Raw genomic sequence first — 22,990 nt, 5'->3', positions numbered from 1 at the left:
GCCAGTTTTTAAAATATGGTTTTTATCAGATATTGAAAAACAAAAGAGTCTGGGACAAAAGTCCTAGCCTCTCAATTGTTTTTGGATTGTCGAGCAAGACGCAGTGGTTGAGTGGGCTCTACTAGGCTGATTTCATCAGCTTTTACAGCCCTACTCAACTGTGCGGAGGTGGGACGACGAAATCGAATTCTAACGAATTACCGATTTCTGTCCCACTCTCAAAATTGCTAATAGTTCAAATTCTAGTTATCTTTCAGAGGTTGGGACAGAAGAGTCCCAGCCTCTTTTTTTATCAGAAGTAGACAATTGTAACAGTAATTGGCTACTCAACCTTATCCATGTCCGATCTTACTTCATCGACATTGAATTTTGCAAAGAGGAACTTACGGTCTTGAACAGGGAAACGCTGATCCAACTGATCGACAGCACCTAGCTCCACAATCCCTTCCTTGATAACAAAGTCCATAACGTGACCACCAAAGGTATGGTCGTCCGAAATAAAGTGAAGATGGTAGCCCGCCACACTGACACCGTGGAAAATTTCGGGTGTCCAAAAACCAACAATAGTTCCAGAAACATTGTCCGCATGGTACTCCGGCTGACTCACGGCTACTTCAGCAAACTTCTTCTCTGAGGTTGATTTCGGAATCATTCGCACATGCATGTGGGAAAATTCACCATGAATCTTGATGGAGCGAAATAGATTTTCTCCATCGTAATAGGATTCAATTCGCTTTTCCAGCTCTTCATCTGTCATTTCGAAGCGTTGGCGGAAAATAACCTCTGCTTGGTGGGGAACAACCGCAGCGTAAGGCACTGTCACATCATCTGAAACTTCTACAACTTCAGGCACATTGCCAGATCCCTTGGCCTGATAGGCCTTGCCATCAAGAACAATCAGCTCCCCATCAATGGAATCCAGTGTACCAATCCCCAAATCGCCGTATTTCAGGAGCTCCCCAATCGTCATGCTCCCACCATAAAGTCCAGCCATCAAGGCTCCTAGAGTATTATACTGAAATAATTTCACTGGCTCTGCCATTTTTTCTCCTATATCAACAAATTTCTGTATTTTCTAAGATAATTAAGTATATCATATTCTGGTTGAATTTCAAAAAAAGTGTTTAATGGACGATTGGGAAACCACACGGGATGCCTTAAATCAACTGACCTTCCTCAATACCGGCATCAGCGAGGATTTGAGCCACACGGTCAAACTTAAGTCGAAAATGTTCTAGTTTGTGGCCGTCGGAGCCAACTGAAAAGCGCTGACCGCCCAGCTCCTTGACTAGGCCAAGAGCGTAGATATAGAGATCTTCATGACCGTAGAGATACATAGACTTGCAGTTGAGTTCAAAGGCCAGACCATGATCAATCATCTTTTGAAAAAGCTGTCGCAGCTGAGGCTCAAAAGTTTTTAACTCCTCTACGGTAAGCGCAAATTTTCGGAAACCATAGTCAAAGTGAGCTAGGACATCTGCTGGCACAGCCTCGATAGCCTCTTCTAACTCTCTCAGGTAACGAGGAATTAACTCCATCTTATCCAGCTGCAAGACAGGCTCTTCCAGATAGTCAAAACTACCATTGTGGTGGACAGATAGGAGTTTCAGGTCATAGTCCTTGTCCGCTAGGAAAGCTAGGATATCATCTTTACGCGGAGCATAATAGCCAATTTCAATCCCCTTTTTGATGCGGTTGCCATATTGCTGGTTCAGCTCTGCAATTTTTGCCGAATAGGCCGCATAGTCAGGCACATCATCATGGGGCGAGGTAGCTTGGTAAGGGTAGGGATTGGACAGGTCATAGTGCTCGGTAGTGACAATCTCGCCCTCGTAATGGTCCAGATAGTCAGAAAAATCCGCCTCAGAATCATAGGAAAAATAGGTATGAAGATGGTTGTCGCGCATGCTGGACCGCCTTTCTGCAAATCTTGTGTTCCTTTAATAATGTCAACGGTTGGTCGGCCTTTGTTTTAGATTTTCCACATTTCCGATCCTTTCGTTGACGTTATCCATGTTTTATCTTTTCGACAGAAGTCATTTTATTTCATCCTAGGCCATTACCTTTCTTTCAGCATGGCACTGGATAGGTCTAGCAGCTGCAGCGCCGTCTCAAAGTGCTCTCCCATTAGGTCATAAACAGCATCTTCGCTCAAAATGCCACAGGCCACATCCTCAGGAAAGTCTGGTCGATTGGAAAACTCCAAATCGTCAAAGAAAACTTGGCTAGTGTAATAATCTCGGAGCTGGATATAATGCTTCTGGCTGGCCTCCAGCTCAGCCAAAGCAGATTGGGCTGCAGCCAGCGTCTGAGCGTATTTATTCAAATGCTCTTCCATTTCTTGGATTCTTTTCAATTGGGACATTATCTCTACTCCTTCTTTAATCAAACTATCTTGTCCGCACAGAAAGCTACTAACACAAGAGATTCTTCACAGAAACTTCTACAAACTTTCGTACAAATCTGCCATAGTAGTATCATCTGGAACCAAACGCAGGTACTTACCAGCCTGTACTCTTGCTTCTTCCACAAGCCCTAATTCGCGTAAGAAATAAACATATTCTTCCAGAAATTCAGGATTTTCCTGCAAGTCAACTGCCAGTTCCTGATAAAACTCCCCAGCTTTTTCCAGATTTTCCAAGGCCTGATAAGCCCGCGCCAGATTCCAGCGGGTTAAGACATTGTCTAGCTCTTGTTCCTCAAAAGCTAAGACCTCATCATAGCGCTCCTGCTCCAAATAGAGATTGGTCAGTCGCAGAGCAATTTCCTCTACATCATCTGCATTTTCCTGAGCCGCTAGCAGGTAATCCTCGGATTTTTCCACATCATGCAGTTCGTAAGATAGTTGGGAAGCAAGGAGCAGAAGGCGAGTCTCGAAAGGATTTTTGGTCAAGCCTTGCTCAGTCATTGCCAAAGCTTCCTCGGTCTTATGCTCCGCATGGAGAGACTGCGCATAGGCATACTCATAGCCTTCAAAATCTGGCGAAATCGTATCCAGCTGCTTGAAGTACAAATTAGCTTTTTGGTACTCCTCTTGTTCGTACAAGATAGCTGCCAATTCATAGACCGTCTCTTCATCGTACTCCAGCTCCACAGCCTTTTCCAAAAATTCAATGGCAGCTTCAATTTTCCCCAGACTGGCATAGCAAAGGCCGATCCGCTGATAGGTGGATACGCCTGTCTGCTCGTAGATAGAGCGATTATCTAGCTGGGCATATTCCTTGATGGCCTGGGCAAAATTTTCCAATTCAAACTCAATTTCTGCTAAACCAAAAGTCACCAAAGGTTCGTCCGACAGTTTGGCAGCTTCCAGCAATTTCTCCCGTGCTACATCTGGCAATCCCTCTAGCTGATAAAGGTCAGCCTTTGCCAAGAGAGCTGCCACATACCATTCACTTTCTGAGTCAATTTCCTCTAAATAGGCAAAAGCCTCTTCCAAGTCACCATCGTCAGCAGCAATCGTTGCCAGACTGATATAGGACTCGGGGAAAAGCAGAGCCAATTTTTCATAAATACGCTTGGCTTGAGGGAAAAAGCCGATACTTTCTAAGTAATCGGCTAATTCTAATAACTCTTGATCGGTATCTTGGCTCAAAGCCTCTTCAAAATACTTCTCAGCCTGTTCCAAATCCTGATTTTGCAGGGCTGTTAACATTTGTTCACTCTTACTCACTGCCTTCTCCTAATTCTTGAACACTTTCTTCATACAAACCGCTGACCTTCTGGTACCACTTAAAGAGCGCTGTGATGGCAACCTTGGCTGACGCATAAGCTGGAATTCCCAACAAGACGCCCCAGATACCAAACATGGTTCCTGAAGTCAGCAAGACAAATAAAATCGTAATCGGATGGATGCTTAATTGACTTCCCAAAATCAAAGGAGACACGAAGCGCCCCTCAATAGTCTGCTCCACGATAAAGACGATAATGACTTTCAACAGCATGATCGGACCAGCAATCAAACCAAGAACCAAGGCTGGCAACATAGCAAGGAAGCTTCCCAGATAAGGTACCAAGTTTAAAACTCCTGCCACAACGGCTAGAGTCACACCGTAACGCAAGCCGATAATCTTGAAAAGAATCATAAACATAAAGGCCACAATAATCGCTACGGTCACCTGACCACGAACATAATTGGCCAGTTGGGTATTAACATCCGTCATAACCTGACCAAATGACTCGCGGAATTTCGTTGGCAAGAACTGAACTACATAGCCTTTGAGATTCTTCCCATCACGCAGCAAATAGAAAAGAATGAAAGGCATGATGATAATAGCTACAATGATTTGTGAAGCCGTACTAATCAAATTGCTAGCCCAATTGACTGCCTTAGATGAAAAATTGCTAGCCCATGAAGTAATCTGGGTCGAAAGCTTATTCGTAACTTGCTCGATTTGTGGCTTCAAATCATCTGAAATATGATTGTCCAAAACATCTTCAATCATTTTATTGGCTTGCTTGAGATAGGCGGGAACATTCTTTGAAAAACTCACTATCTGATGCTGCAAGCTAGGAATAGCAACTGCCAAGCCCCACACAATCAAGATACCAATCAAGACAAAGACGATCGTAATTCCAGCCACACGGCTAATCTTGCGATTTTCCATCCAGTCGACAATGGGATTGAGCAGATAGTAAAGCAGCCCAGCCAAAATCACTGGCAACATAATGACACCAATAAACTCAATCACTGGTGTAAAAATAAAGCTAATTTTGCTAAGAATAAAAATGTTCAAACCGATGAGCAAGGTCACCAAAAATACGGTAATGGCCTTATTATCCAAGAACCATCTAAAAAACCAGGATAAACTAAAATCTTTTTCTTTGTGTTCCATATTCGACTCCTTTGGATATTCCTTTTCATTGTAACATTTTTCAGAAAAAATATCTTCAAGCAACCATGATGAAATGCCTCATTTATCGGACTTTTTCACTGATTGAAGTTAAAGTCCTGTTTTCTCTATTCATTCTTCGAAAATAAAGAAAAATAGACCGAGATGGTCACTCGGTCTATGTATTTTTTCACTATGGATGGCTGACAATCAGTTGCAAGTCGCCAGACAAGGTCCACTCTGTGACATCGCTCGGCAGGATGAAATGAGAGCCTTTTTTGATAGGATACACTAGTCCATCCACTGTCAACTCGCCAGCACCTTCCAAGATACTGAACAAGCTGTAATCTGCAGTCTTTTTAAATTCAACAGAACCAGCAATATCCCACTTGTAAACAGCAAAGAAGTCATTGGCCACCAAAAGAGTAGAGGTCAAATTATCTGCCTGAATGGTAACGGGACGGCTATTGGCTGGCTCACCGATAGTCAGAACGTCAATCGATTGCTCCAAATGCAGCTCACGCAGATTGCCAGCATCGTCCTTGCGATCAAAGTCATAGACCCGATAAGTAGTATCGCTAGACTGCTGAGTTTCTAAAATCAGAATCCCTGAGCCAATAGCATGCATGGTGCCACTTGGCACATAGAAGAAGTCACCAGCCTTGACTGGAATTTTGGTCAAAAGATGATCCCAGTCCTTGCTCTCGATTTGCTGGCGCAGCTCTTCCTTGCTCTTGGCATTGTGACCGTATATAATCTCTGCCCCCTCGTCTGCAGCGATGACATACCAGCATTCTGTCTTGCCAAGCTCACCTTCGTGCTCTAGTCCATAGGCATCATCTGGATGGACCTGAACGCTGAGCCAGTCATTGGCATCTAAAATCTTCGTCAAAAGCGGAAAGACAGGCTCTGGACGATTCCCAAAGAGCTCACGGTGCTCAGCATAGAGTGCATCTAGCTTCTGACCGGCAAAACAGCCATTCTTGACGGTTGAGACACCGTTCGGATGAGCCGAAATAGCCCAGTACTCTCCTACATGGTCACTGGGAATTTCATAGCCAAATACATCGCGCAGCTTGGTGCCACCCCAAATCTTCTCCTGCATCACAGACTGTAGAAATAACGGTTCTGACATAATAGTCTCCTTACATATTTTTCATCTTCCAAAATCCCATATTCCTTGGCGATGAAAGTTTGGAACTGCTTACATTATAATATAGACTCGGGCACTTTGTCTACTCCTCAACTTACTTTACAAAGAAAAATCTGGCTCTGAGCAGACCTTTATAATAAAAAGAGAAGACTTCCCCAGCAAATTCCGCAAAGGTATCCTACCACTACATCCTTTGGATAGTGCACTCCGCCAATCACGCGCACTAGAGCCAGCCCTGCTGAAAGCAAGAGGCAGATAAGCCCCGGCATCCAGAAAAAGTAAAGCAAGCTCATGGAAATCACTGTCGCCGAAAAGACATGGCGGCTGGGCATGGACTTGCCTGATGTATCCTTGGCCAGCAAGGGTTGAATAGCCCATTTCTCGTAGGGGCGTGCTTGATTCAGCCGTTTACGAATCGCTGACAAGAGACCAAATCCAATAGCTGGGAGGAGAAAAAAAGCAAGCAGCCCTTTCCAACCCTCTATCAGAAAGGCATCAATCAAGACCAAGCCATACACCAGAGGCATAAAAACAGTCATCCCCCTATTAAAATAGGCCATCCCTTTCACTATCCTAGGGCGGCTGAGAAAAGGAGCTGTTAATTGTTGATAAAAAATTGTGTAGTCTTTCATACTTGCTTTCCCTGCTTTTCTAAAAGTTGGACTCTCATACTTTCTCTACTATAGCATAATTCTTTATAAGATGGTAGATGGATAACAAAAGAGACTGAGATCCAGGTCCCAATCTCTTTTTGTTCATATTTTCTCAGGAGTATTATTTCTCCAAGTTCCAGATTTCCTGGGCATATTGCTCAATGGTATCATCTGAAGTGAACTTGTCTGATGTAGCGATGTTAATCAAGCTCATGCGGGCCCATTTTTCTTTGTCACGATAGAGGGCATCAATCTTCTCCTGAGCTTCTACATAGGCATGGAAGTCTTCCAAGAGGAAGTATTCGTCATTATGGGTGATAAGGGCTTCGTAGATTTCAGATCCTTCTTCACGAACATTTGGAATGGTGCCATTGACAAAGGTGTCGACCACTCGGCGAATGTCTGGATTGCTTTCATAGACACCGCGTGAGTAATAATCGTGGCGGGCATAGTGCTCGTAAACTTGGTCCTTGTCCATCCCGAAGATGACAATGTTGTCGTCACCGACCTCGTCCTTGATTTCGATATTGGCTCCGTCCAGAGTAGCTAGGGTAATGGCACCTGTCATCATAAACTTCATATTGGAAGTACCAGAAGCCTCCTTGGAAGCTAGGGAAATCTGCTCAGATACATCTGCTGCTGGAATGATGAGCTCAGCCAAGCTGACCCGATAATTTTCCAGAAAAACAACCTTGAGTTTGCCTTGCAGACTTTCATCCTTGTTGACCAGATTGGCTACTTCATTAATCAGCTTGATAACCGACTTGGCAAAATGGTAGCCTGGGGCAGCCTTGGCACCGAAAATAAAGACGCGTGGTACCATATCCTTATCAGGATTGTCCTTGAGATCCCAGTAGAGTTTGATGATATGAAGCAGGTTGAGCAGCTGACGTTTGTAGGCGTGGAGGCGTTTTACCTGCACATCAAAGATAGCTTCTGTAGAAACTTCTACTCCTGTTGATTCCTTGATGAAGTCAGCCAGACGAGCCTTGGCTTCTTGCTTCACTCGGTAGAAATCAGCCAGTACTTGCTGATCGTCTTGAAATTCCAAAAGCTTACGCAACTCATGGATATCACTTCTCCAGCCCTTACCAATCAGCTTATCAATCTCAGTCGATAAAGGCTCATCCGCAATCTGCAGCCAGCGGCGCTGGATAATCCCGTTGGTTTTGTTATTAAACTTCTCTGGGTAAATGCTGTAGAAATCACGCAAAGTGTCTTCTTTGAGCAATTCGGTGTGGAGCTTGGCAACCCCATTGATTGAATGACCGCCAATGATAGCCAAGTGGGCCATGTGGATTTGATTGTCCTTGACGATCCGAGTGTTTTCGATGACTTGCGGATCAAGGCCGCGTCCAGCCATTTCAGCCACATAGCGGTTGTCAATTTCTAGGATAATCTGATAAACCCGAGGCAGGACATTCTTAAAGAGCTCAGCATCCCATTTTTCCAAAGCTTCAGATAAAATAGTGTGGTTGGTATAACTCATGGTCTTAACCGTTGTGTTCCAAGCATCAGCCCACTCGAGACCATAGTCATCCAGCAAAAGGCGCATAAACTCAGCCGGCGCAACCGCAGGGTGGGTATCGTTGATATGGACAGACACCTTCTCATGAATATCCTTGAGCGGACGACCTTGCTTGAGATAAGATTTGATAATGGTTTGCAGCCCCGCGCTGGTCATGAAGTATTCCTGAATCAGGCGCAGTTCTTTTCCTTCGTAACTAGAATCGTCTGGATAGAGAATGGCAGTGATGTCCTGCACCCGCCGACGGGCTTCAATAGTTGGATAGTCCAATTCATATTCTTCTGGGACTTCAACATCCCAAAGACGGAGATTGTTGATATTGTCATTACCAAAGCCAATCTGCGGCACGTCATAAGGAACAGCACGCAAGGTTTTAGAATGCTCATAAACTGGCACAATGCGGCCTTCTTCATTGGCACGCAAGTAGACATTACCAAAGATCTTGACATCCACAATGCCGTGATCCTTACGGGTTTCCCAGACATTGCCCAGACTGCCAAACCAATCATCTGGAATTTCCACCTGATAGCCATCTACGATTCTTTGCTTGAAAAGACCGTAGCGATAGCGAATCCCATTTCCAAAACCTGGATAGCCAGTTGTAGCTAGCGAGTCCATGAAGGCTGCTGCCAAGCGACCAAGGCCCCCATTTCCCAAGGCCATGTCGTGCTCAGCATTTTTTACATCCTCAAAGTCAACTCCTAGCTCAGCAAAGCTTTCCTTGACCGTGTCAAGAATACCTAAATTGAGTAGGTTAGTTTCCAGCATACGTCCCGGCAGAAACTCAATCGAGAAATAATAGGCTGTTTTTTGCTGCTGTTCCACGAGTTTATTGCGGCGCTCCAGCCACAGTGGCGTAATATATTTACGAATGGTACTAGCGAGGGCTTGAAAAAGCTCGGCTGCTGTAGCATCCGCAATCTTAATCAGCTGTCTTTCGTGCAAGGTATCCTTGAAATCTCGGATAAACTGTTCTTTATTTAATTCCATTTTTACCAATCAACTTCCTTTCTTTTAGGGAAAAGCATCCGTCTGGATAAGATGTCAACATGAGAAAGACCACTTACCCGACAAATCCTCTCTTGTCAAAAACAAGAGAGGATTGCTGTTCTAATGCAACATATTAGACTAGTGACTCATATAAATCACTGTATGCTCGACTAGCTGTATCCCAAGAGAAATCTCTTTCCATCGCCTGTATTTGCAGACTACGCCAAGCTTCTTGGTCATGCCAGTAAAGATTGAGGGCTTCTTTGAAAGTCCATGTTAGCCAATAACCAGAGAAGTTATTGAAGCTAAAGCCTGTTCCCTGTCCACTATAGACATTGAAAGGTTCAACCGTATCGCGCAAACCACCAACTTCGTGAACAAGTGGCAGTGTCCCGTAACGCATAGACATCATCTGAGATAGACCGCAAGGTTCAAAGCGGCTCGGCATAAGGAAAATATCACTAGCCGCATAGATTTCCTGAGCCAAAGTAACATCAAAAAGGATGTTAGCGGATAGTTTTTCAGGATAAGCCTGGCCAAACCAAGCGAAGGCACGTTCAAATGCAGGGTCACCTGTTCCAAGTAGCACAATTTGCACATCTTCCTGAAGCAGATTATGCAACTCTTCCACCACCAAATCAAAACCTTTTTGACGTGTCAATCGAGAGACGATACCAACGACAGGAACATCATCCCGAACTGGCAAGCCTACTTTTGCTTGAAGAGCTCGTTTGTTTTCCAATTTCCCAGTCAAATCATCTTTGTTAAAGTGGTAAGCCAGCAATTTATCGGTTTCTGGATTGTAGATATCTGTATCGATACCATTGACAATACCGACCAGCTTGCCTGACTCCATCCGAAGAATCTGATCCAGACCGCAGCCAAACTCAGTTGTCCGAATTTCGTTGGCATAGCTAGGTGAAACAGTTGTCACGCGATCTGCATAGAGAATGCCCGCCTTCATCCAGTTGAGGCAGTCATTCCAACGGAGAGTGCCATCCGCATAACGTTCATAGCCGACACCAAAGAGTTCCCAAAGAATGCTATCCGGAAATTGTCCCTGAAACTCTAAATTGTGAATCGTCAGCACTGTCTTGATGTTATTATAGGCCTGAATCCAGCGGTATTTTTCCTTGACCAAGAAAGGAATCATGGCCGTATGGTAGTCGTGCGCATGGAGAACATCTGGAATAAAATCAATGCGCTCCATCAGTTCGATTGCTGCTAATTGGAAGTAAGCAAAACGTTCGCCATCATCAAAATCACCATAGACATGTCCACGGAAGAAATAATGCTGATTATCGATAAAGTAGAAGTTCACACCTTCCAACTCAATCTTTTTGACACCGACATACTCCCGACGCCAGCCGACACTGACTTCAAAGGAGAAGAGGTCTTCAACTTGATCACCAAATTTAGCATCCGTCATGTCATAGTATGGCAGAATGACTCCAACTTCATGGCCAGCTTTGACCAAGGATTTGGGGAGGGCGCCGATAACGTCTCCCAAACCACCCGTCTTGGAAAAAGGTGCCCCTTCTGCTGCTACAAATAAAATTTTCATGAAACGATGTCCTCTGTAACTTTTTGACCTTTCTTCAGGACAACTGGATGTTCAGCTGTCCCTCGAACGACTACTCCTTCAGCAATCTCAACGCCCTTGTCCACAATTGCATATTCTACCACTGCATTTTTTCCAACGACAACGCGTGGGAAGAGGAGACTGTCTTTGACACTGCTACCCGCTAAAATTCTTGTATTCCGCGAGATAACAGAGTTTACAACTTCACCTTCTACAATACTACCTGACGCAAACTGAGAGCGATTTACTTTTGATGTAATTGCATAGTAAGTCGGCTCTTCATTTTTCACCTTTGTATAAATCTTTTGATTTGGTGAGAAGAGGGAATAGAATTTCTTCTGTTCAAGCATGTCAATGTTAGCTTTATAATAGGAAGCAACAGAGTAGATATTTGCCAAATAGCCTGTATACTCATAAGCAAAAGCTCCAACTTCAGCTGCCAAATCTCGAAGAACATAGCGTAGCTTTTGTGGGAATTCTTTTTGGGCTTCTTCTTCCAATTTTTCAATCAACCAAGGCGTATCTACTACAAAAATATCTGTAGACATATTGAAAAGCTCGCCCTCGTCTCTATCACTATGCAGCTTATGTCCTAGGACATGGTCTGTTTCACTGACTTGCAGAACTGCATTGACATCTGAAATATCTTTAGATGGCGATTTCTTGTAAACCACCGTCATCGGTTGCTGGGTTGTGTTATGTAAGTGGAAGACCTGATTTAGGTCAATGTTGATCAACACATCACAGTTCAGGGCTACAGTTTGGTTAGAACCTGAGCGCTTCAGATAAGTCAATAACTGTTCATAATATTCCTTACCAACTGTGCTACTTTCTACACGAGTATTGTAAATTCCTAAATAATAGTGGCTCAAAAGTGTGGACAAGCCCCACTCACGACCTGAACGAATATGGTCAAATACAGAGCTGATATTGTCTTGCTGGAAGATACCAAAGACGCTACGAACGCCAGCATTAGCAAGGCTAGACAGTGGGAAGTCAATCAAACGATATTTCCCACCAAATGGCAAACTGGCAACTGGACGATGGTCTGTTAAGGTTGACATGTCGTGGAAACCGACCGTATTTCCTAAAATCGCTGAATATTTATCAATCTTCATCTGTTGGTACCCCCACTTTTTCATTATATCCGACTACTTGCACTTCATCTGTTCCGTCAATCTCTACACCATCAGAAATAACAGCGCCCTCACCAATGATCGCACGTTTAATCTTAGCTCCTTGGCCAATAATAGCGCCACTCATAATGACAGAATCAGTGACTTCTGCACCTTCACGAACTTGAGCACCTGTTGAGAGGATAGAATGCTTAACAGTTCCATCTACGAAACAGCCATCAACTACCAAAGAATCTTCAACATGAGCATTCGCACCAAGGTAGTTTGGTGGTGAAATCAAGTTGCGTGAGTAAATTTTCCACTGACGATCACGACTGTCTAAAGCATTTTCTGGACTAATGTATTCCATGTTCGCTTCCCAAAGTGACTCAATCGTACCAACGTCTTTCCAGTAGCCACTAAACTCATAAGCATAAACGCTTTCGCCAGATTCAAGATAGTTAGGGATAACATTTTTACCAAAGTCGGACATATCTACATTGGTCTTTTCAGCAGCAATCAGCATATTGCGGAGACGTTGCCAGTCAAAGATATAGATACCCATAGAAGCCTTGGTTGATTTAGGATTTTCTGGTTTTTCTTCAAATTCAACAATCCGATTGTTAGCATCGGTATTCATGATACCAAAACGGCTAGCCTCCTTGAGAGGCACATCCAAGACAGCAACCGTCAAACTAGCGCTGTTATCCTTGTGGGATTGGAGCATATCATCATAGTCCATCTTGTAGATATGGTCTCCAGATAGGATTAAAACATATTCAGGATTGATGCTATCGATATAGTCAATATTTTGGAAAATAGCGTGGCTAGTTCCCTCAAACCAACGATTTCCTTCACTGGCAGAGTAAGGCTGAAGAATGGATACACCTGTATTGATACCATCCAAGCCCCAGCTTGAACCGTTCCCGATGTGACTGTTCAAAGCAAGTGGTTGGTACTGTGTAATCACACCGACATTGTTAATCCCAGAGTTGGCACAGTTCGACAGCGCGAAATCAATAATACGATAACGACCACCAAACTGTACTGCTGGTTTCGCAATACTTTGTGTGAGCTTTCCAAGACGAGTTCCTTGCCCACCGGCAAGAATCAAAGCTAGCATTTCATTCTTCATATCCTACTCCTTTGTGGAATCTTTTTTAGCATTTTTACGAACATTCACACGACGCTTGATTTTCCAAATACTTGCTCCCAAAGCTGGTAGCGTAAAGGTCAAGGTCTGCGGATAATCTTTCCATAGTCCCTCTTGAGACTGAACTGTTTCATTGTGTTCTTTCCAAACACCTCCCCATTGCTCTAATTCAGTATTCCATACTTCTTCATAAACGGCTGCCACTGGCACACCAATGGTAAAGTTTTTGCGCTCTACTGGCACCATATTGAATACACAGACCAGCATATCCCCTTTTTCCGTCTTACGGATAAAGGAAAGGACACTCTGATCGGTATTGTCGGCATCAATGATTTCGATGCCATCATAGCTCAAATCAATCTCCCAAAGCGGACGATTGTCTTTATAGAAGGCATTGAGCTCGGAAGTGAAGGCTTGCATCTGCTTATTCATATGATCGTCCAGATTTGACCATTCCAACTGCTCTTCTGACTTCCACTCTAGGAATTGACCAAATTCTGAACCCATAAAGAGCAATTTCTTGCCTGGATGGCAGATTTGATAGGTCAAGAGGTTGCGGAGACCTGCAAATTGATTGTAGCGGTCACCCCACATCTTATGCATCATGCTCTTCTTGCCGTGAACGACTTCGTCGTGAGAGAAAGGCAAGAGGAAATTTTCAGAAAATGAATACATAAAGCTGAAGGTCACCAAATTAAAATCGTACTTGCGGTAAATCGGGTCTTCTTCGTAGAACCGGAGAATATCGTTCATCCAGCCCATATTCCACTTGAAGTCAAAGCCCAGACCGCCCATCTCTCTCATACCCGTAATCTTAGTTTCGGACGAGCTCTCCTCAGCAATCATCATAACATCTGGATGAAATAGCTTGATAACTGTGTTCAAGCGTTGCAAGAAATAATAGCCTTCATAGTTACGATTACCTCCGTCCTTGTTTGGCTGCCAAGGACCGCTATCGTAGTCTAGATAGAGCATGTTGCTAACTGCATCCACACGAACCCCATCTAGATGGTAGAAATCAATCCAGAACTTGATGCTAGAGATCAAGAAGGACTGCACTTCATTTTTTCCTAGGTCAAAATTCAAGGCACCCCAGCCATAGTTATGAGCTCGGTCATGATCCTGGTACTCAAAGGTTGGTGTTCCATCATAGTAGGCCAAGGCATCGTCATTGATGGTAAAGTGACCTGGAACCCAGTCCACAATGACACCGATATTATTCAAGTGACATTCTTCGACAAAGTCCTGAAATTCCTCTGGCGTTCCATAAGTATGTTCAAAGGCAAAGTAACCCATGAGCTGGTAACCCCAGCTGAGTCCCAAAGGATGGGCCATGAGCGGCATGAACTCAACGTGTGTATAGTTCATTTCTACCAGATAAGGAATCAACTCCTCCTTAAGCTGAGCCATAGAATATGGACTGCCATCAGGATTTCGTTTCCAAGAACCGGCATGCACTTCATAAATATTGACCGGTCTTGAGAAAAAGCCCCAACGCTTTCTCCGAGCCAACCAAAGTCCATCTTGCCACTTCTTCTCTGGAATAGTCCGAACAATAGCTCCTGTCCCTGGACGCTCTTCAAAATAGATAGCCATCGGATCAATTTTCAAGATTTCCTGACCGCTACTGCGTTTGATATTGTACTTGTAAATATCTCCTTCCTTAGGCAAATCCGTGAAGATTTCCCAGACACCGCCTTCATTACGAGTCATAGGAATCTGCTCTCCATACCAGTTGGTAAAATCTCCAATCAGATGCACATTCTGCGCATTTGGAGCCCAGACTCTAAAGGTGTAGCCAGCTTTGCCATCCACCACATCCTGATGCACTCCTAAATAATGCTGCAAATGAAAGTTTTCACCTGTTGTAAAGGTTCTTAATGCTTCTTTTTTGTCCATTTAGTCACCTTTCTATTTGTAAGCGTTTTCTATGTTTCTATTTTACCCCATTTTCTTATATTTTTCAAGTAAATTTCCAAAAACTATCTCAAAAATTTCAAAAGCCCAATTTCTTCAAAAGAATGACTTGCTATATCAAGATTTTTTTGGAAAATATCTGATAAAATACTGATTTCAAAGAGTTTGAGGCTAATATCTGTACCTAAAAATCAATCCCTGAACTAGGATTCCTAAAATAATTTATCTAGACCAATATGTAAATTTACATTTTAAATTGATAAGTAATCAAAAATATAAATACTTATTTCTTTTCAAATTGTTCGATCATATGTTAGATTTACAAGTTCATTATGGTAAGAAAAAAGGCCGCACAAAGCCGCCTTTCTCATTATTTCACATCAAACACGATAGATTTCACTTGTGTCATCGCTTCGATACTGTAACGAATCCCTTGCACTCCTGCTCCAGATCCCTTAACACCAAGGAATGGGAAGTTATCTGGACCACGTTGGGTCTTATTATTGATGTGTACAGTACCCACTTCCAGTTTCTCAGCAATTTCAAATGCTTTCAGAAAATCATTTGTAAAGACTGAAGATTGCAGGCCAAATTCTGACTGGTTACAAATCTGAATAGCCTCTTCAACGGAAGTCACACGAATAATCGGAAGAACAGGACCAAATGGCTCTTCCCAAGCTAATTTCATATCCAGTGTCACATGGTCAAACAAGGCAGGCCAGATGAGATTTGCTTCACGTTTGATTTCTGTCAAGGCTGACGCTCCCTTTTCTTGAGCATCTTCAATCAAACCCCAGATAAAATCTGCTGATGCATGATCAATGACTGGTGTGATATCCGCATTATCAAAGGGATCACCAACCGTCAGTTTCTCTACCTCTGCCTTAATCAGCGCCGCCAATTTATCCGCTACGCTCTCCATGACAATGACACGTTTAATAGCCGTACAACGCTGGCCGGAATAACTGTATGCCCCACCAACAATCTGCTTAGCTGCATGCTCCAAGTCAGCATCTTCCAGCACAACTGCAGCATCCTTACCACCCAATTCTAACATAATTGGACGCATACCAGCCAACTTACCGATGCGCTCACCGATTGGAGTGGAGCCAGTAAAGTTAATATAGTTTACTTCCTTATGCTCAATAATGTAGTCCCCAATTTCTGAACCACGGCCTGTGATGGTATTGAAAACACCAGCAGGAAGACCAGCCTCAGCAAAAGTCTGAGCCAAGAGCAGACCAGAAATCGAACCTTGCGTAGGTGGCTTAAACATCACAACATTTCCGCCGATAAGGGCAGGAGCAATCTTAGAACCAGACAGATTGACTGGGTAATTAAATGGCGCAATAGCCAAGACAACTCCTACAGGCTCACGACGAACCATAGCCAATTTTTTCTTGCTGGCAGCTTCAAAGCCGCCACCTTCCATAACTTGACCGTGAATACGGATGCCCTCTTCAGCCGCATAACGAATCAAGTCTGCTGTCCGGACTACCTCTCCGACTGCCGCTTTGATACCCTTGGCAACTTCTTTTGCCAAAATTTCGCCAATCTTCTCTTGATCACGCTCCAAAATATCCGCAGCCTTATGCAGATAAGCTGCACGTTCGACTGCTGAAAGAGCGCGCCAAGCTGGCAAAGCAGCACGAGCGCTCGCCATCGCATAATCAACCTCTGTCTGACTCATGGCAGGCACAGTTCCTAAAATCTCATTATTGATAGGAGATGAGATGGTGATTTCATTTTCAGAAGCTCTCCATTCTCCATTTATATAGTTCTTATATTGTGTCACTTGTACCCTCCATAATGTTATTAAGTATCATTTTATCAAATTTTCTGAAAATTTCAACTAAATTTTATAAATTTAAAGAAATTTTTCACAAATTTCATGAATCATATTCTTTTGTTCATATGAACTTTCTATATTTCTCTCTTTTTTATCGATCTTCATTTTCTACACTAGGTCTACTATAACGCTGAAGAAAACTAAAAAAGACCAGGAAAATTTTCCTGATCTTATTTTTTTAGATTAATCAAAGTCAAGATATTCTTTTTCAAGTTCAAGAACTTCTTCCATTGTCGCACACTCAGTCAAAGCGCGTTGTGCAAGTTCTTGCATTTTCACTGTATCCAATTTCTTCATAAGGCTACGAGTCCGAAGGACAGATGTTGCACTCATAGAGAATTCATCCAAGCCCATACCGACAAGGAGTGGCACAGCTGTTTGGTCACCGGCCATTTCTCCACACATACCTGCCCACTTGCCTTCAGCATGAGCTGCCTTGATAACGTTGTTGATCAAGCGAAGGATAGATGGGTTGTATGGTTGGTAGAGGTATGAAACTTGTTCGTTCATACGGTCAGCAGCCATTGTGTATTGGATCAAGTCGTTAGTACCGATAGAGAAGAAGTCAACTTCTTTGGCAAATTGATCAGCTAGCATTGCTGCTGCTGGAATTTCAATCATGATACCTACTTGAATATTGTCCGCTACAGCAACACCTTCAGCTTGCAATTTCGCTTTTTCTTCTTCGTAAACTGCTTTAGCCTTGCGGAATTCTGTCAAGAGGGCAACCATTGGGAACATGATACGCAATTGTCCATGTACAGAAGCACGCAAGAGAGCGCGGATTTGTGTACGGAACATAGCGTCACCAGTTTCAGAGATAGAGATACGCAATGCACGGAATCCAAGGAATGGGTTCATTTCATGCGGCATATCGAAGTAAGGAAGCTCCTTATCTCCACCGATATCCATGGTACGGACAACCACTGGCTTACCGTTCATACCTTCCAATACAGCCTTGTAAGCTTCGTATTGCTCATCTTCTGTTGGGAAGTCTTGCGAATCCATGTAAAGGAATTCTGTACGGTAAAGACCTACGGCTTCAGCACCATTTGCATTGACGCCTTCAACGTCTTTTGGTGTACCGATATTAGCAGCGAGTTCAAAGTGTTTGCCATCAGCAGTCACTGTTTGAGCATCTTTCAAGAGAGCCCATTCAGCTTTTTGCTTCGCATAAGCTTCACCAGCTGCCTTGAATGCTGCTGCCTGCTCTTCAGTTGGGTTAATGATAACTTCACCAGTGATACCATTTGCTGCAATGATATCGCCGTCTTTAACGAGTTCAGTAATATTATTGGTTCCCAATACGGCTGCGATTTCAAGCGTACGCGCCATAATCGCAGAGTGGCTTGTTCGTCCACCGATATTGGTTACAAACGCTTTAACAAATTTCTTGTCTAATTGAGCTGTATCAGAAGGAGTCAAGTCATGTGCAATCACAACTGATTCTTCATTGATAGAAGCTGGATTTGGTAATTTCTTGCCCAAAAGGTTTGCCAAAACACGCTTCGTTACATCACGAATGTCTGCCGCACGTTCTTGCATGTATGGATTGTCTTCCATACCTTCAAAAATAGCGATAAACATGTCTGTAACTTCTTTCAGACCAGCTTCCGCATTTACTTTCTTAGTACGGATCGTTTCTTTGATTTGACCAACCATTTCAGGGTCAGCGAGTACCATTAAGTGAGCGTCAAATACTTGAGCCGCTTCCTCACCAAGGCTATCTACTGCTTTCTCACGGATAACAGAAAGCTCGTTCTGTGAAGCTTCAAGAGCTGCATCCAAACGAGCCTCTTCTGCATTCGTATCATCGACTGAAACAGTCTCAAATGACAAATCCGGTTGAACTAATAGATATGCCTTAGCAACAGCAACACCATCAGATGCTGCAATTCCTTTAAGCATTTCTGTCATTTTCTTATGCCAATCCTTCTTTTTCCATTGTTTCTGAGATAGCAGCGATAGCATCATCCGCGTCTGCACCTTCAGCTGAGATTGTAACGTCAGCACCTTGGCCAACACCAAGACTCATAACACCCATGATTGATTTAAGGTTTACTGATTTACCTTTGTACTCAAGAGTGATATCTGAAGCAAATTTGCTAGCTGTTTGTACCAACAATGTTGCTGGACGCGCGTGAATACCTGTTTCTGCCACAATGTGGAAATCTTTAGAAGCCATAGTTAGACTCTCCTTTAAAATAATTCTTTTTGAGTTAAAGTGATAACCCTTACAAGTTGATATTATATCACTTTTTGAAATCTTTTTCAAGAATTTTATAGCCCGCTTACAAAATATTTCGTTAGAGTTTGAAAATGAATTCTGTTTTAAATATAGTAGATTAGATAGTCAACTCCCTCTCTTTCCGAAATAGTTTCAAGGATTTCTTCCCTATAATGAATTCTTCTTGGTCTAGCTTCGCTTAAAGTATAGTAAGCGCTGTGACTCCTTGTGGTTATTTCTCTTTGTTTCGATGTTTTATACACTATATATTGTATCTCAATAGTTGCTATAAGAAAACATCATACAATATTTAGTTCAAAACTGTTGACATCGAATTCGCTTTTAGATATACTAGTTTCAGATTTAAATTTAAGAAAATGAAAGTATAGAGGAATCATCTAATGGTAACTATTTACTCTAAAAACGATTGTGTTCAATGCAAGATGACCAAACGTTTTCTTGATACCAACAATGTGGAATATCGCGAAATCAACCTTGATGAGCAACCAGAATACATCGACCATGTTAAAAGCCTCGGTTTCAATGCAGCGCCTGTTATTCAAACGCCAACTGAAGCATTTTCTGGTTTCCAGCCTGGTAAACTTAAAAAATTATCATAATCTCACCAGTATTTAGAGCTTTGTTGCCGCTCCTATCATTCGTAGGAGCCGTTTATTTTGTAAAAGCAAAAGACATTTTAGAAAAAGGAAAATTATGGGACTCAAACACTTAGAAGATGTGACTTACTTCCGTCTAAATAACGAAATCAACCGTCCAGTCAATGGGCAAATCATGCTTCACAAAGACAAAGAAGCCTTGGAAGCCTTCTTTAAAGAAAATGTTGAACCAAACACGATGAAGTTTGCTTCTATTACTGAAAAAATTCAATACTTAATCGAAGAGAACTACTTGGAAAAAGAATTTATCCAACTCTATTCTCCTGAATATATTGAAGAGTTGTCTGCTTTTATCCATGCTCAAGATTTTAAGTTCAAATCTTTCATGGCTGCCTATAAATTCTACAACCAGTATGCACTGAAGACAAATGATGGTGAATACTATCTGGAAAGCATGGAAGATCGGGTTCTCTTTAATGCCCTCTACTTTGCCAACGGAGATGAAGCTATTGCCAAGGATATCGCAAATGAAATCATCCACCAGCGCTATCAACCAGCTACACCAAGCTTCCTCAACGCTGGTCGAGCTCGTCGTGGTGAATTGGTTTCCTGCTTCCTCATCCAAGTAACAGATGATATGAACTCAATCGGCCGCTCCATTAACTCTGCCCTGCAATTGTCTCGTATCGGAGGTGGGGTCGGTATTTCTCTCAGCAATCTGCGGGAGGCTGGAGCACCTATCAAGGGCTATGAAGGAGCAGCGTCTGGCGTTGTGCCTGTTATGAAACTCTTTGAGGACAGCTTCTCCTACTCTAACCAGCTGGGTCAACGTCAGGGTGCTGGAGTTGTTTATCTCAATGTCTTCCACCCAGATATCATCGCTTTCCTTTCTACCAAAAAAGAAAATGCCGACGAAAAAGTTCGGGTTAAAACCCTCTCGCTCGGGGTCGTGATTCCAGATAAATTCTACGAATTGGCGCGTAAAAATGAAGATATGTACCTCTTCAGCCCCTACTCAATCGAACGTGAATACGGCGTACCATTTGCCTATATCGACATCACTGAAAAATACGATGAACTAGTTGCTAATCCTAAAATTACCAAAACTAAAATCAAGGCCCGTGATTTGGAAACAGAAATTTCCAAACTCCAACAAGAATCTGGCTATCCTTATGTCGTAAACATTGATACAGCTAACCGTTCAAATCCAATCGACGGTAAAATCATCATGAGTAACCTTTGCTCTGAAATCCTGCAAGTACAAGAGCCTAGTCTCTTGAATGACGCACAAGAGTATCTCCACTTAGGGACAGATGTATCATGTAACTTAGGCTCTACCAACGTCGTCAACATGATGACTTCGCCTGACTTTGGAAAATCCATTCGGACTATGACACGCGCTTTGACCTTTGTCACTGACAGCTCACACATTACAGCTGTTCCTTCGATTGACCACGGTAACAGCCTAGCCCACACCTTTGGCCTGGGAGCTATGGGACTGCACAGCTATTTGGCTCAGCAACTGATCGACTATGGATCAGCGGAAGCTGTCGAGTTTACCAGCATCTACTTCATGCTCATGAACTACTGGACCTTGGTTGAGTCTAACAATATCGCTCGCGAGCGTGGTGTGACCTTCCATAACTTTGAAAAATCTGACTATGCCAACGGCACTTACTTTGACAAATACCTGACGGGTGAATTTGTACCTAAGTCTGACCGTGTGAAGGAACTTTTCAAAGATATCTTTATCCCAACCGCTGCTGACTGGGCAGAACTTCGTGACAAGGTAAAAGCGGACGGTCTCTATCACCAAAACCGCCTAGCTGTTGCACCAAATGGCTCTATCAGCTACATCAATGACGTTTCTGCTTCAATCCATCCAATTACTCAACGGATCGAAGAACGTCAGGAAAAGAAAATCGGTAAGATCTACTATCCTGCCGCTGGTCTGTCAACTGAGACTATTCCTTACTATACTAGCGCTTATGACATGGATATGCGCAAGGTTATTGATGTCTATGCAGCCGCAACTGAGCACGTAGACCAAGGACTTTCCTTGACTCTCTTTATGCGCAGCGATATTCCTAAAGGTCTCTACGAGTGGAAAAAAGAAAGCAAGCAAACAACTCGCGATCTTTCTATCCTGCGTAACTACGCCTTCAACAAGGGTATCAAGTCCATCTACTACGTCCGCACCTTTACTGATGATGGCGGCGAAGTAGGCGCTAACCAATGTGAAAGCTGTGTGATTTAGCAATTAACGAATTGCCAAACTAGGTCACTCAAATTCAACCAAATAAGCAATTTTTGAAAAAGCCTATCGCAATGTTGCTGAAGGAAACAGTTTCCTTCACGACATAAGCAAGTATTAAAAATTTAAAGCGAGATTATCATGGAAACTTACTATAAAGCCATAAACTGGAATGCCATCGAAGATGTCATTGACAAATCAACTTGGGAAAAGCTGACGGAGCAATTCTGGCTCGATACTCGTATCCCTCTGTCAAATGACCTAGACGACTGGAGAAAACTATCAAACAAAGAAAAAGACTTGGTCGGCAAGGTCTTCGGAGGATTGACATTGCTGGATACCCTCCAATCTGAGTCTGGTGTGGATGCCCTACGCAAGGACGTCCGTACTGCCCACGAAGAAGCCGTCTTCAACAACATCCAATTTATGGAGTCCGTTCACGCAAAATCTTACTCTTCTATCTTTTCTACCTTGAATACCAAGGCTGAAATTGAAGAAATCTTTGAATGGACTAACACAAACCCATACCTACAAAGAAAAGCAGAAATTATCAATGAAATCTACCTCAATGGTAGCCCCCTTGAAAAGAAGATTGCCAGTGTTTTTCTTGAAACCTTCCTCTTCTACTCTGGTTTCTTTACACCCCTCTACTATCTCGGTAACAACAAACTGGCCAACGTTGCGGAAATCATCAAACTGATCATCCGTGATGAGTCTGTTCACGGAACTTACATTGGTTACAAATTCCAACTTGGTTTCAACGAATTGCCAGAAGAAGAGCAAGAAAAACTCAAAGAATGGATGTACGATCTGCTCTACACTCTCTACGAGAACGAAGAGGGTTATACAGAAAGTCTCTATGACGGTGTTGGTTGGACCGAAGAAGTGAAAACCTTCCTTCGTTACAATGCCAACAAGGCCCTCATGAACCTAGGACAGGATCCACTTTTCCCAGATTCAGCAGACGATGTCAATCCAATCGTCATGAACGGAATCTCAACAGGAACATCTAACCACGACTTCTTCTCTCAAGTCGGAAATGGTTACCTTCTTGGTGAAGTTGAAGCCATGCAAGACGATGACTACAACTACGGTTTAACCAAATAATTTGCAGATACTA

General features: G+C 43.0%; 18 protein-coding genes. 3 read left to right on the top strand and 15 right to left on the bottom strand.

Annotated elements, in window-relative coordinates:
- Window positions 1-322: 322 nt before the first annotated feature.
- The 15 genes from budA to D8791_RS04470 form a co-directional block, all read right to left on the bottom strand.
- On the bottom strand, window positions 323-1,042 hold the full coding sequence (budA, locus tag D8791_RS04540; RefSeq protein ID WP_061910878.1) for an acetolactate decarboxylase: 720 nt from the start codon (window positions 1,040-1,042) through the stop codon (window positions 323-325).
- Between the two features lie 115 nt (window positions 1,043-1,157).
- The gene (locus tag D8791_RS04535; RefSeq protein WP_125446438.1) at window positions 1,158-1,907 is read right to left on the bottom strand and encodes a PHP domain-containing protein; all 750 of its coding nucleotides are present in this window, start codon (window positions 1,905-1,907) and stop codon (window positions 1,158-1,160) included.
- Between the two features lie 152 nt (window positions 1,908-2,059).
- Complete coding sequence (locus D8791_RS04530) at window positions 2,060-2,365, bottom strand: DUF4298 domain-containing protein (protein WP_125446437.1); 306 nt, start codon at window positions 2,363-2,365, stop codon at window positions 2,060-2,062.
- Window positions 2,366-2,443: 78 nt separating this feature from the next.
- Complete coding sequence (locus D8791_RS04525) at window positions 2,444-3,673, bottom strand: tetratricopeptide repeat protein (protein ID WP_125446436.1); 1,230 nt, start codon at window positions 3,671-3,673, stop codon at window positions 2,444-2,446.
- On the bottom strand, window positions 3,666-4,835 hold the full coding sequence (locus tag D8791_RS04520) for an AI-2E family transporter (protein ID WP_125446435.1): 1,170 nt from the start codon (window positions 4,833-4,835) through the stop codon (window positions 3,666-3,668). Before D8791_RS04520 ends, D8791_RS04525 begins: the two co-directional genes overlap by 8 nt.
- A 190-nt stretch (window positions 4,836-5,025) precedes the next feature.
- Window positions 5,026-5,967: a mannose-6-phosphate isomerase, class I gene (gene manA, locus D8791_RS04515; protein WP_125446434.1), complete on the bottom strand. Its 942-nt coding sequence runs from the start codon at window positions 5,965-5,967 to the stop codon at window positions 5,026-5,028.
- Between the two features lie 149 nt (window positions 5,968-6,116).
- Window positions 6,117-6,617, bottom strand: a complete 501-nt coding sequence (locus D8791_RS04510) for a phosphatase PAP2 family protein (protein ID WP_125446433.1) — start codon at window positions 6,615-6,617, stop codon at window positions 6,117-6,119.
- Between the two features lie 142 nt (window positions 6,618-6,759).
- A complete protein-coding gene (locus D8791_RS04505; RefSeq protein WP_125446432.1) occupies window positions 6,760-9,156 on the bottom strand; it encodes a glycogen/starch/alpha-glucan phosphorylase in 2,397 nt (798 codons plus the stop codon).
- Window positions 9,157-9,289: 133 nt separating this feature from the next.
- Window positions 9,290-10,720, bottom strand: coding sequence for a glycogen synthase GlgA (glgA, locus tag D8791_RS04500; protein ID WP_125379656.1), 1,431 nt, complete (start codon window positions 10,718-10,720; stop codon window positions 9,290-9,292).
- Complete coding sequence (glgD, locus tag D8791_RS04495; protein WP_125446431.1) at window positions 10,717-11,856, bottom strand: glucose-1-phosphate adenylyltransferase subunit GlgD; 1,140 nt, start codon at window positions 11,854-11,856, stop codon at window positions 10,717-10,719. Before glgD ends, glgA begins: the two co-directional genes overlap by 4 nt.
- The gene (locus D8791_RS04490) at window positions 11,846-12,988 is read right to left on the bottom strand and encodes a glucose-1-phosphate adenylyltransferase (protein ID WP_048764837.1); all 1,143 of its coding nucleotides are present in this window, start codon (window positions 12,986-12,988) and stop codon (window positions 11,846-11,848) included. The genes glgD and D8791_RS04490 overlap by 11 nt, the downstream gene beginning before the upstream one ends.
- A gap of 3 nt (window positions 12,989-12,991) precedes the next feature.
- Window positions 12,992-14,905: a 1,4-alpha-glucan branching protein GlgB gene (gene glgB / locus D8791_RS04485; RefSeq protein ID WP_125446430.1), complete on the bottom strand. Its 1,914-nt coding sequence runs from the start codon at window positions 14,903-14,905 to the stop codon at window positions 12,992-12,994.
- 388 nt (window positions 14,906-15,293) lie between these two features.
- Window positions 15,294-16,718 (bottom strand): NADP-dependent glyceraldehyde-3-phosphate dehydrogenase, encoded by a 1,425-nt coding sequence (locus D8791_RS04480; RefSeq protein WP_125446429.1) that lies wholly within the window; start codon window positions 16,716-16,718, stop codon window positions 15,294-15,296.
- 237 nt (window positions 16,719-16,955) lie between these two features.
- Window positions 16,956-18,689 (bottom strand): phosphoenolpyruvate--protein phosphotransferase, encoded by a 1,734-nt coding sequence (gene ptsP, locus D8791_RS04475; protein WP_125373530.1) that lies wholly within the window; start codon window positions 18,687-18,689, stop codon window positions 16,956-16,958.
- Window positions 18,690-18,693: 4 nt separating this feature from the next.
- Window positions 18,694-18,957 carry a phosphocarrier protein HPr gene (locus D8791_RS04470; protein WP_005589589.1) on the bottom strand — a complete coding sequence of 88 codons (264 nt, stop codon included), beginning with the start codon at window positions 18,955-18,957 and terminating at the stop codon, window positions 18,694-18,696.
- A gap of 443 nt (window positions 18,958-19,400) precedes the next feature.
- Between D8791_RS04470 and nrdH the strand changes: the two genes are divergently transcribed.
- The 3 genes from nrdH (at window position 19,401) to nrdF (ending at window position 22,977) form a co-directional block, all read left to right on the top strand.
- A complete protein-coding gene (gene nrdH, locus D8791_RS04465) occupies window positions 19,401-19,619 on the top strand; it encodes a glutaredoxin-like protein NrdH (RefSeq protein ID WP_005589588.1) in 219 nt (72 codons plus the stop codon).
- A 94-nt stretch (window positions 19,620-19,713) separates the two neighbouring features.
- Window positions 19,714-21,873 carry a class 1b ribonucleoside-diphosphate reductase subunit alpha gene (gene nrdE / locus D8791_RS04460; protein ID WP_125446428.1) on the top strand — a complete coding sequence of 720 codons (2,160 nt, stop codon included), beginning with the start codon at window positions 19,714-19,716 and terminating at the stop codon, window positions 21,871-21,873.
- A gap of 138 nt (window positions 21,874-22,011) precedes the next feature.
- Entirely contained in the window at window positions 22,012-22,977 is a 966-nt protein-coding gene (gene nrdF, locus D8791_RS04455) for a class 1b ribonucleoside-diphosphate reductase subunit beta (RefSeq protein ID WP_005589584.1), read from the top strand.
- Window positions 22,978-22,990 lie beyond the last annotated feature (13 nt).

The sequence above is a fragment of the Streptococcus cristatus genome, from assembly GCF_003943515.1.
GTDB lineage: Bacteria > Bacillota > Bacilli > Lactobacillales > Streptococcaceae > Streptococcus > Streptococcus cristatus_D.
The sequence above is the reverse complement of the archived record's forward strand: the minus strand, read 5'-3'. Positions and strand labels throughout refer to the sequence as shown.

What these genes read in the sequence shown, in the direction of transcription:
- glgB (WP_125446430.1), bottom strand. Translation starts at nt 14,905, where the DNA reads ATGGACAAAAAAGAAGCATTAAGAACCTTTACAACAGGTGAAAACTTT.
- D8791_RS04490 (WP_048764837.1), bottom strand. Translation starts at nt 12,988, where the DNA reads ATGAAGAATGAAATGCTAGCTTTGATTCTTGCCGGTGGGCAAGGAACT.
- D8791_RS04535 (WP_125446438.1), bottom strand. Translation starts at nt 1,907, where the DNA reads ATGCGCGACAACCATCTTCATACCTATTTTTCCTATGATTCTGAGGCG.
- D8791_RS04505 (WP_125446432.1), bottom strand. Translation starts at nt 9,156, where the DNA reads ATGGAATTAAATAAAGAACAGTTTATCCGAGATTTCAAGGATACCTTG.
- D8791_RS04530 (WP_125446437.1), bottom strand. Translation starts at nt 2,365, where the DNA reads ATGTCCCAATTGAAAAGAATCCAAGAAATGGAAGAGCATTTGAATAAA.
- nrdH (WP_005589588.1), top strand. Translation starts at nt 19,401, where the DNA reads ATGGTAACTATTTACTCTAAAAACGATTGTGTTCAATGCAAGATGACC.
- ptsP (WP_125373530.1), bottom strand. Translation starts at nt 18,689, where the DNA reads ATGACAGAAATGCTTAAAGGAATTGCAGCATCTGATGGTGTTGCTGTT.
- manA (WP_125446434.1), bottom strand. Translation starts at nt 5,967, where the DNA reads ATGTCAGAACCGTTATTTCTACAGTCTGTGATGCAGGAGAAGATTTGG.
- budA (WP_061910878.1), bottom strand. Translation starts at nt 1,042, where the DNA reads ATGGCAGAGCCAGTGAAATTATTTCAGTATAATACTCTAGGAGCCTTG.
- glgD (WP_125446431.1), bottom strand. Translation starts at nt 11,856, where the DNA reads ATGAAGATTGATAAATATTCAGCGATTTTAGGAAATACGGTCGGTTTC.
- nrdF (WP_005589584.1), top strand. Translation starts at nt 22,012, where the DNA reads ATGGAAACTTACTATAAAGCCATAAACTGGAATGCCATCGAAGATGTC.
- glgA (WP_125379656.1), bottom strand. Translation starts at nt 10,720, where the DNA reads ATGAAAATTTTATTTGTAGCAGCAGAAGGGGCACCTTTTTCCAAGACG.
- D8791_RS04520 (WP_125446435.1), bottom strand. Translation starts at nt 4,835, where the DNA reads ATGGAACACAAAGAAAAAGATTTTAGTTTATCCTGGTTTTTTAGATGG.
- nrdE (WP_125446428.1), top strand. Translation starts at nt 19,714, where the DNA reads ATGGGACTCAAACACTTAGAAGATGTGACTTACTTCCGTCTAAATAAC.
- D8791_RS04470 (WP_005589589.1), bottom strand. Translation starts at nt 18,957, where the DNA reads ATGGCTTCTAAAGATTTCCACATTGTGGCAGAAACAGGTATTCACGCG.
- D8791_RS04510 (WP_125446433.1), bottom strand. Translation starts at nt 6,617, where the DNA reads ATGAAAGACTACACAATTTTTTATCAACAATTAACAGCTCCTTTTCTC.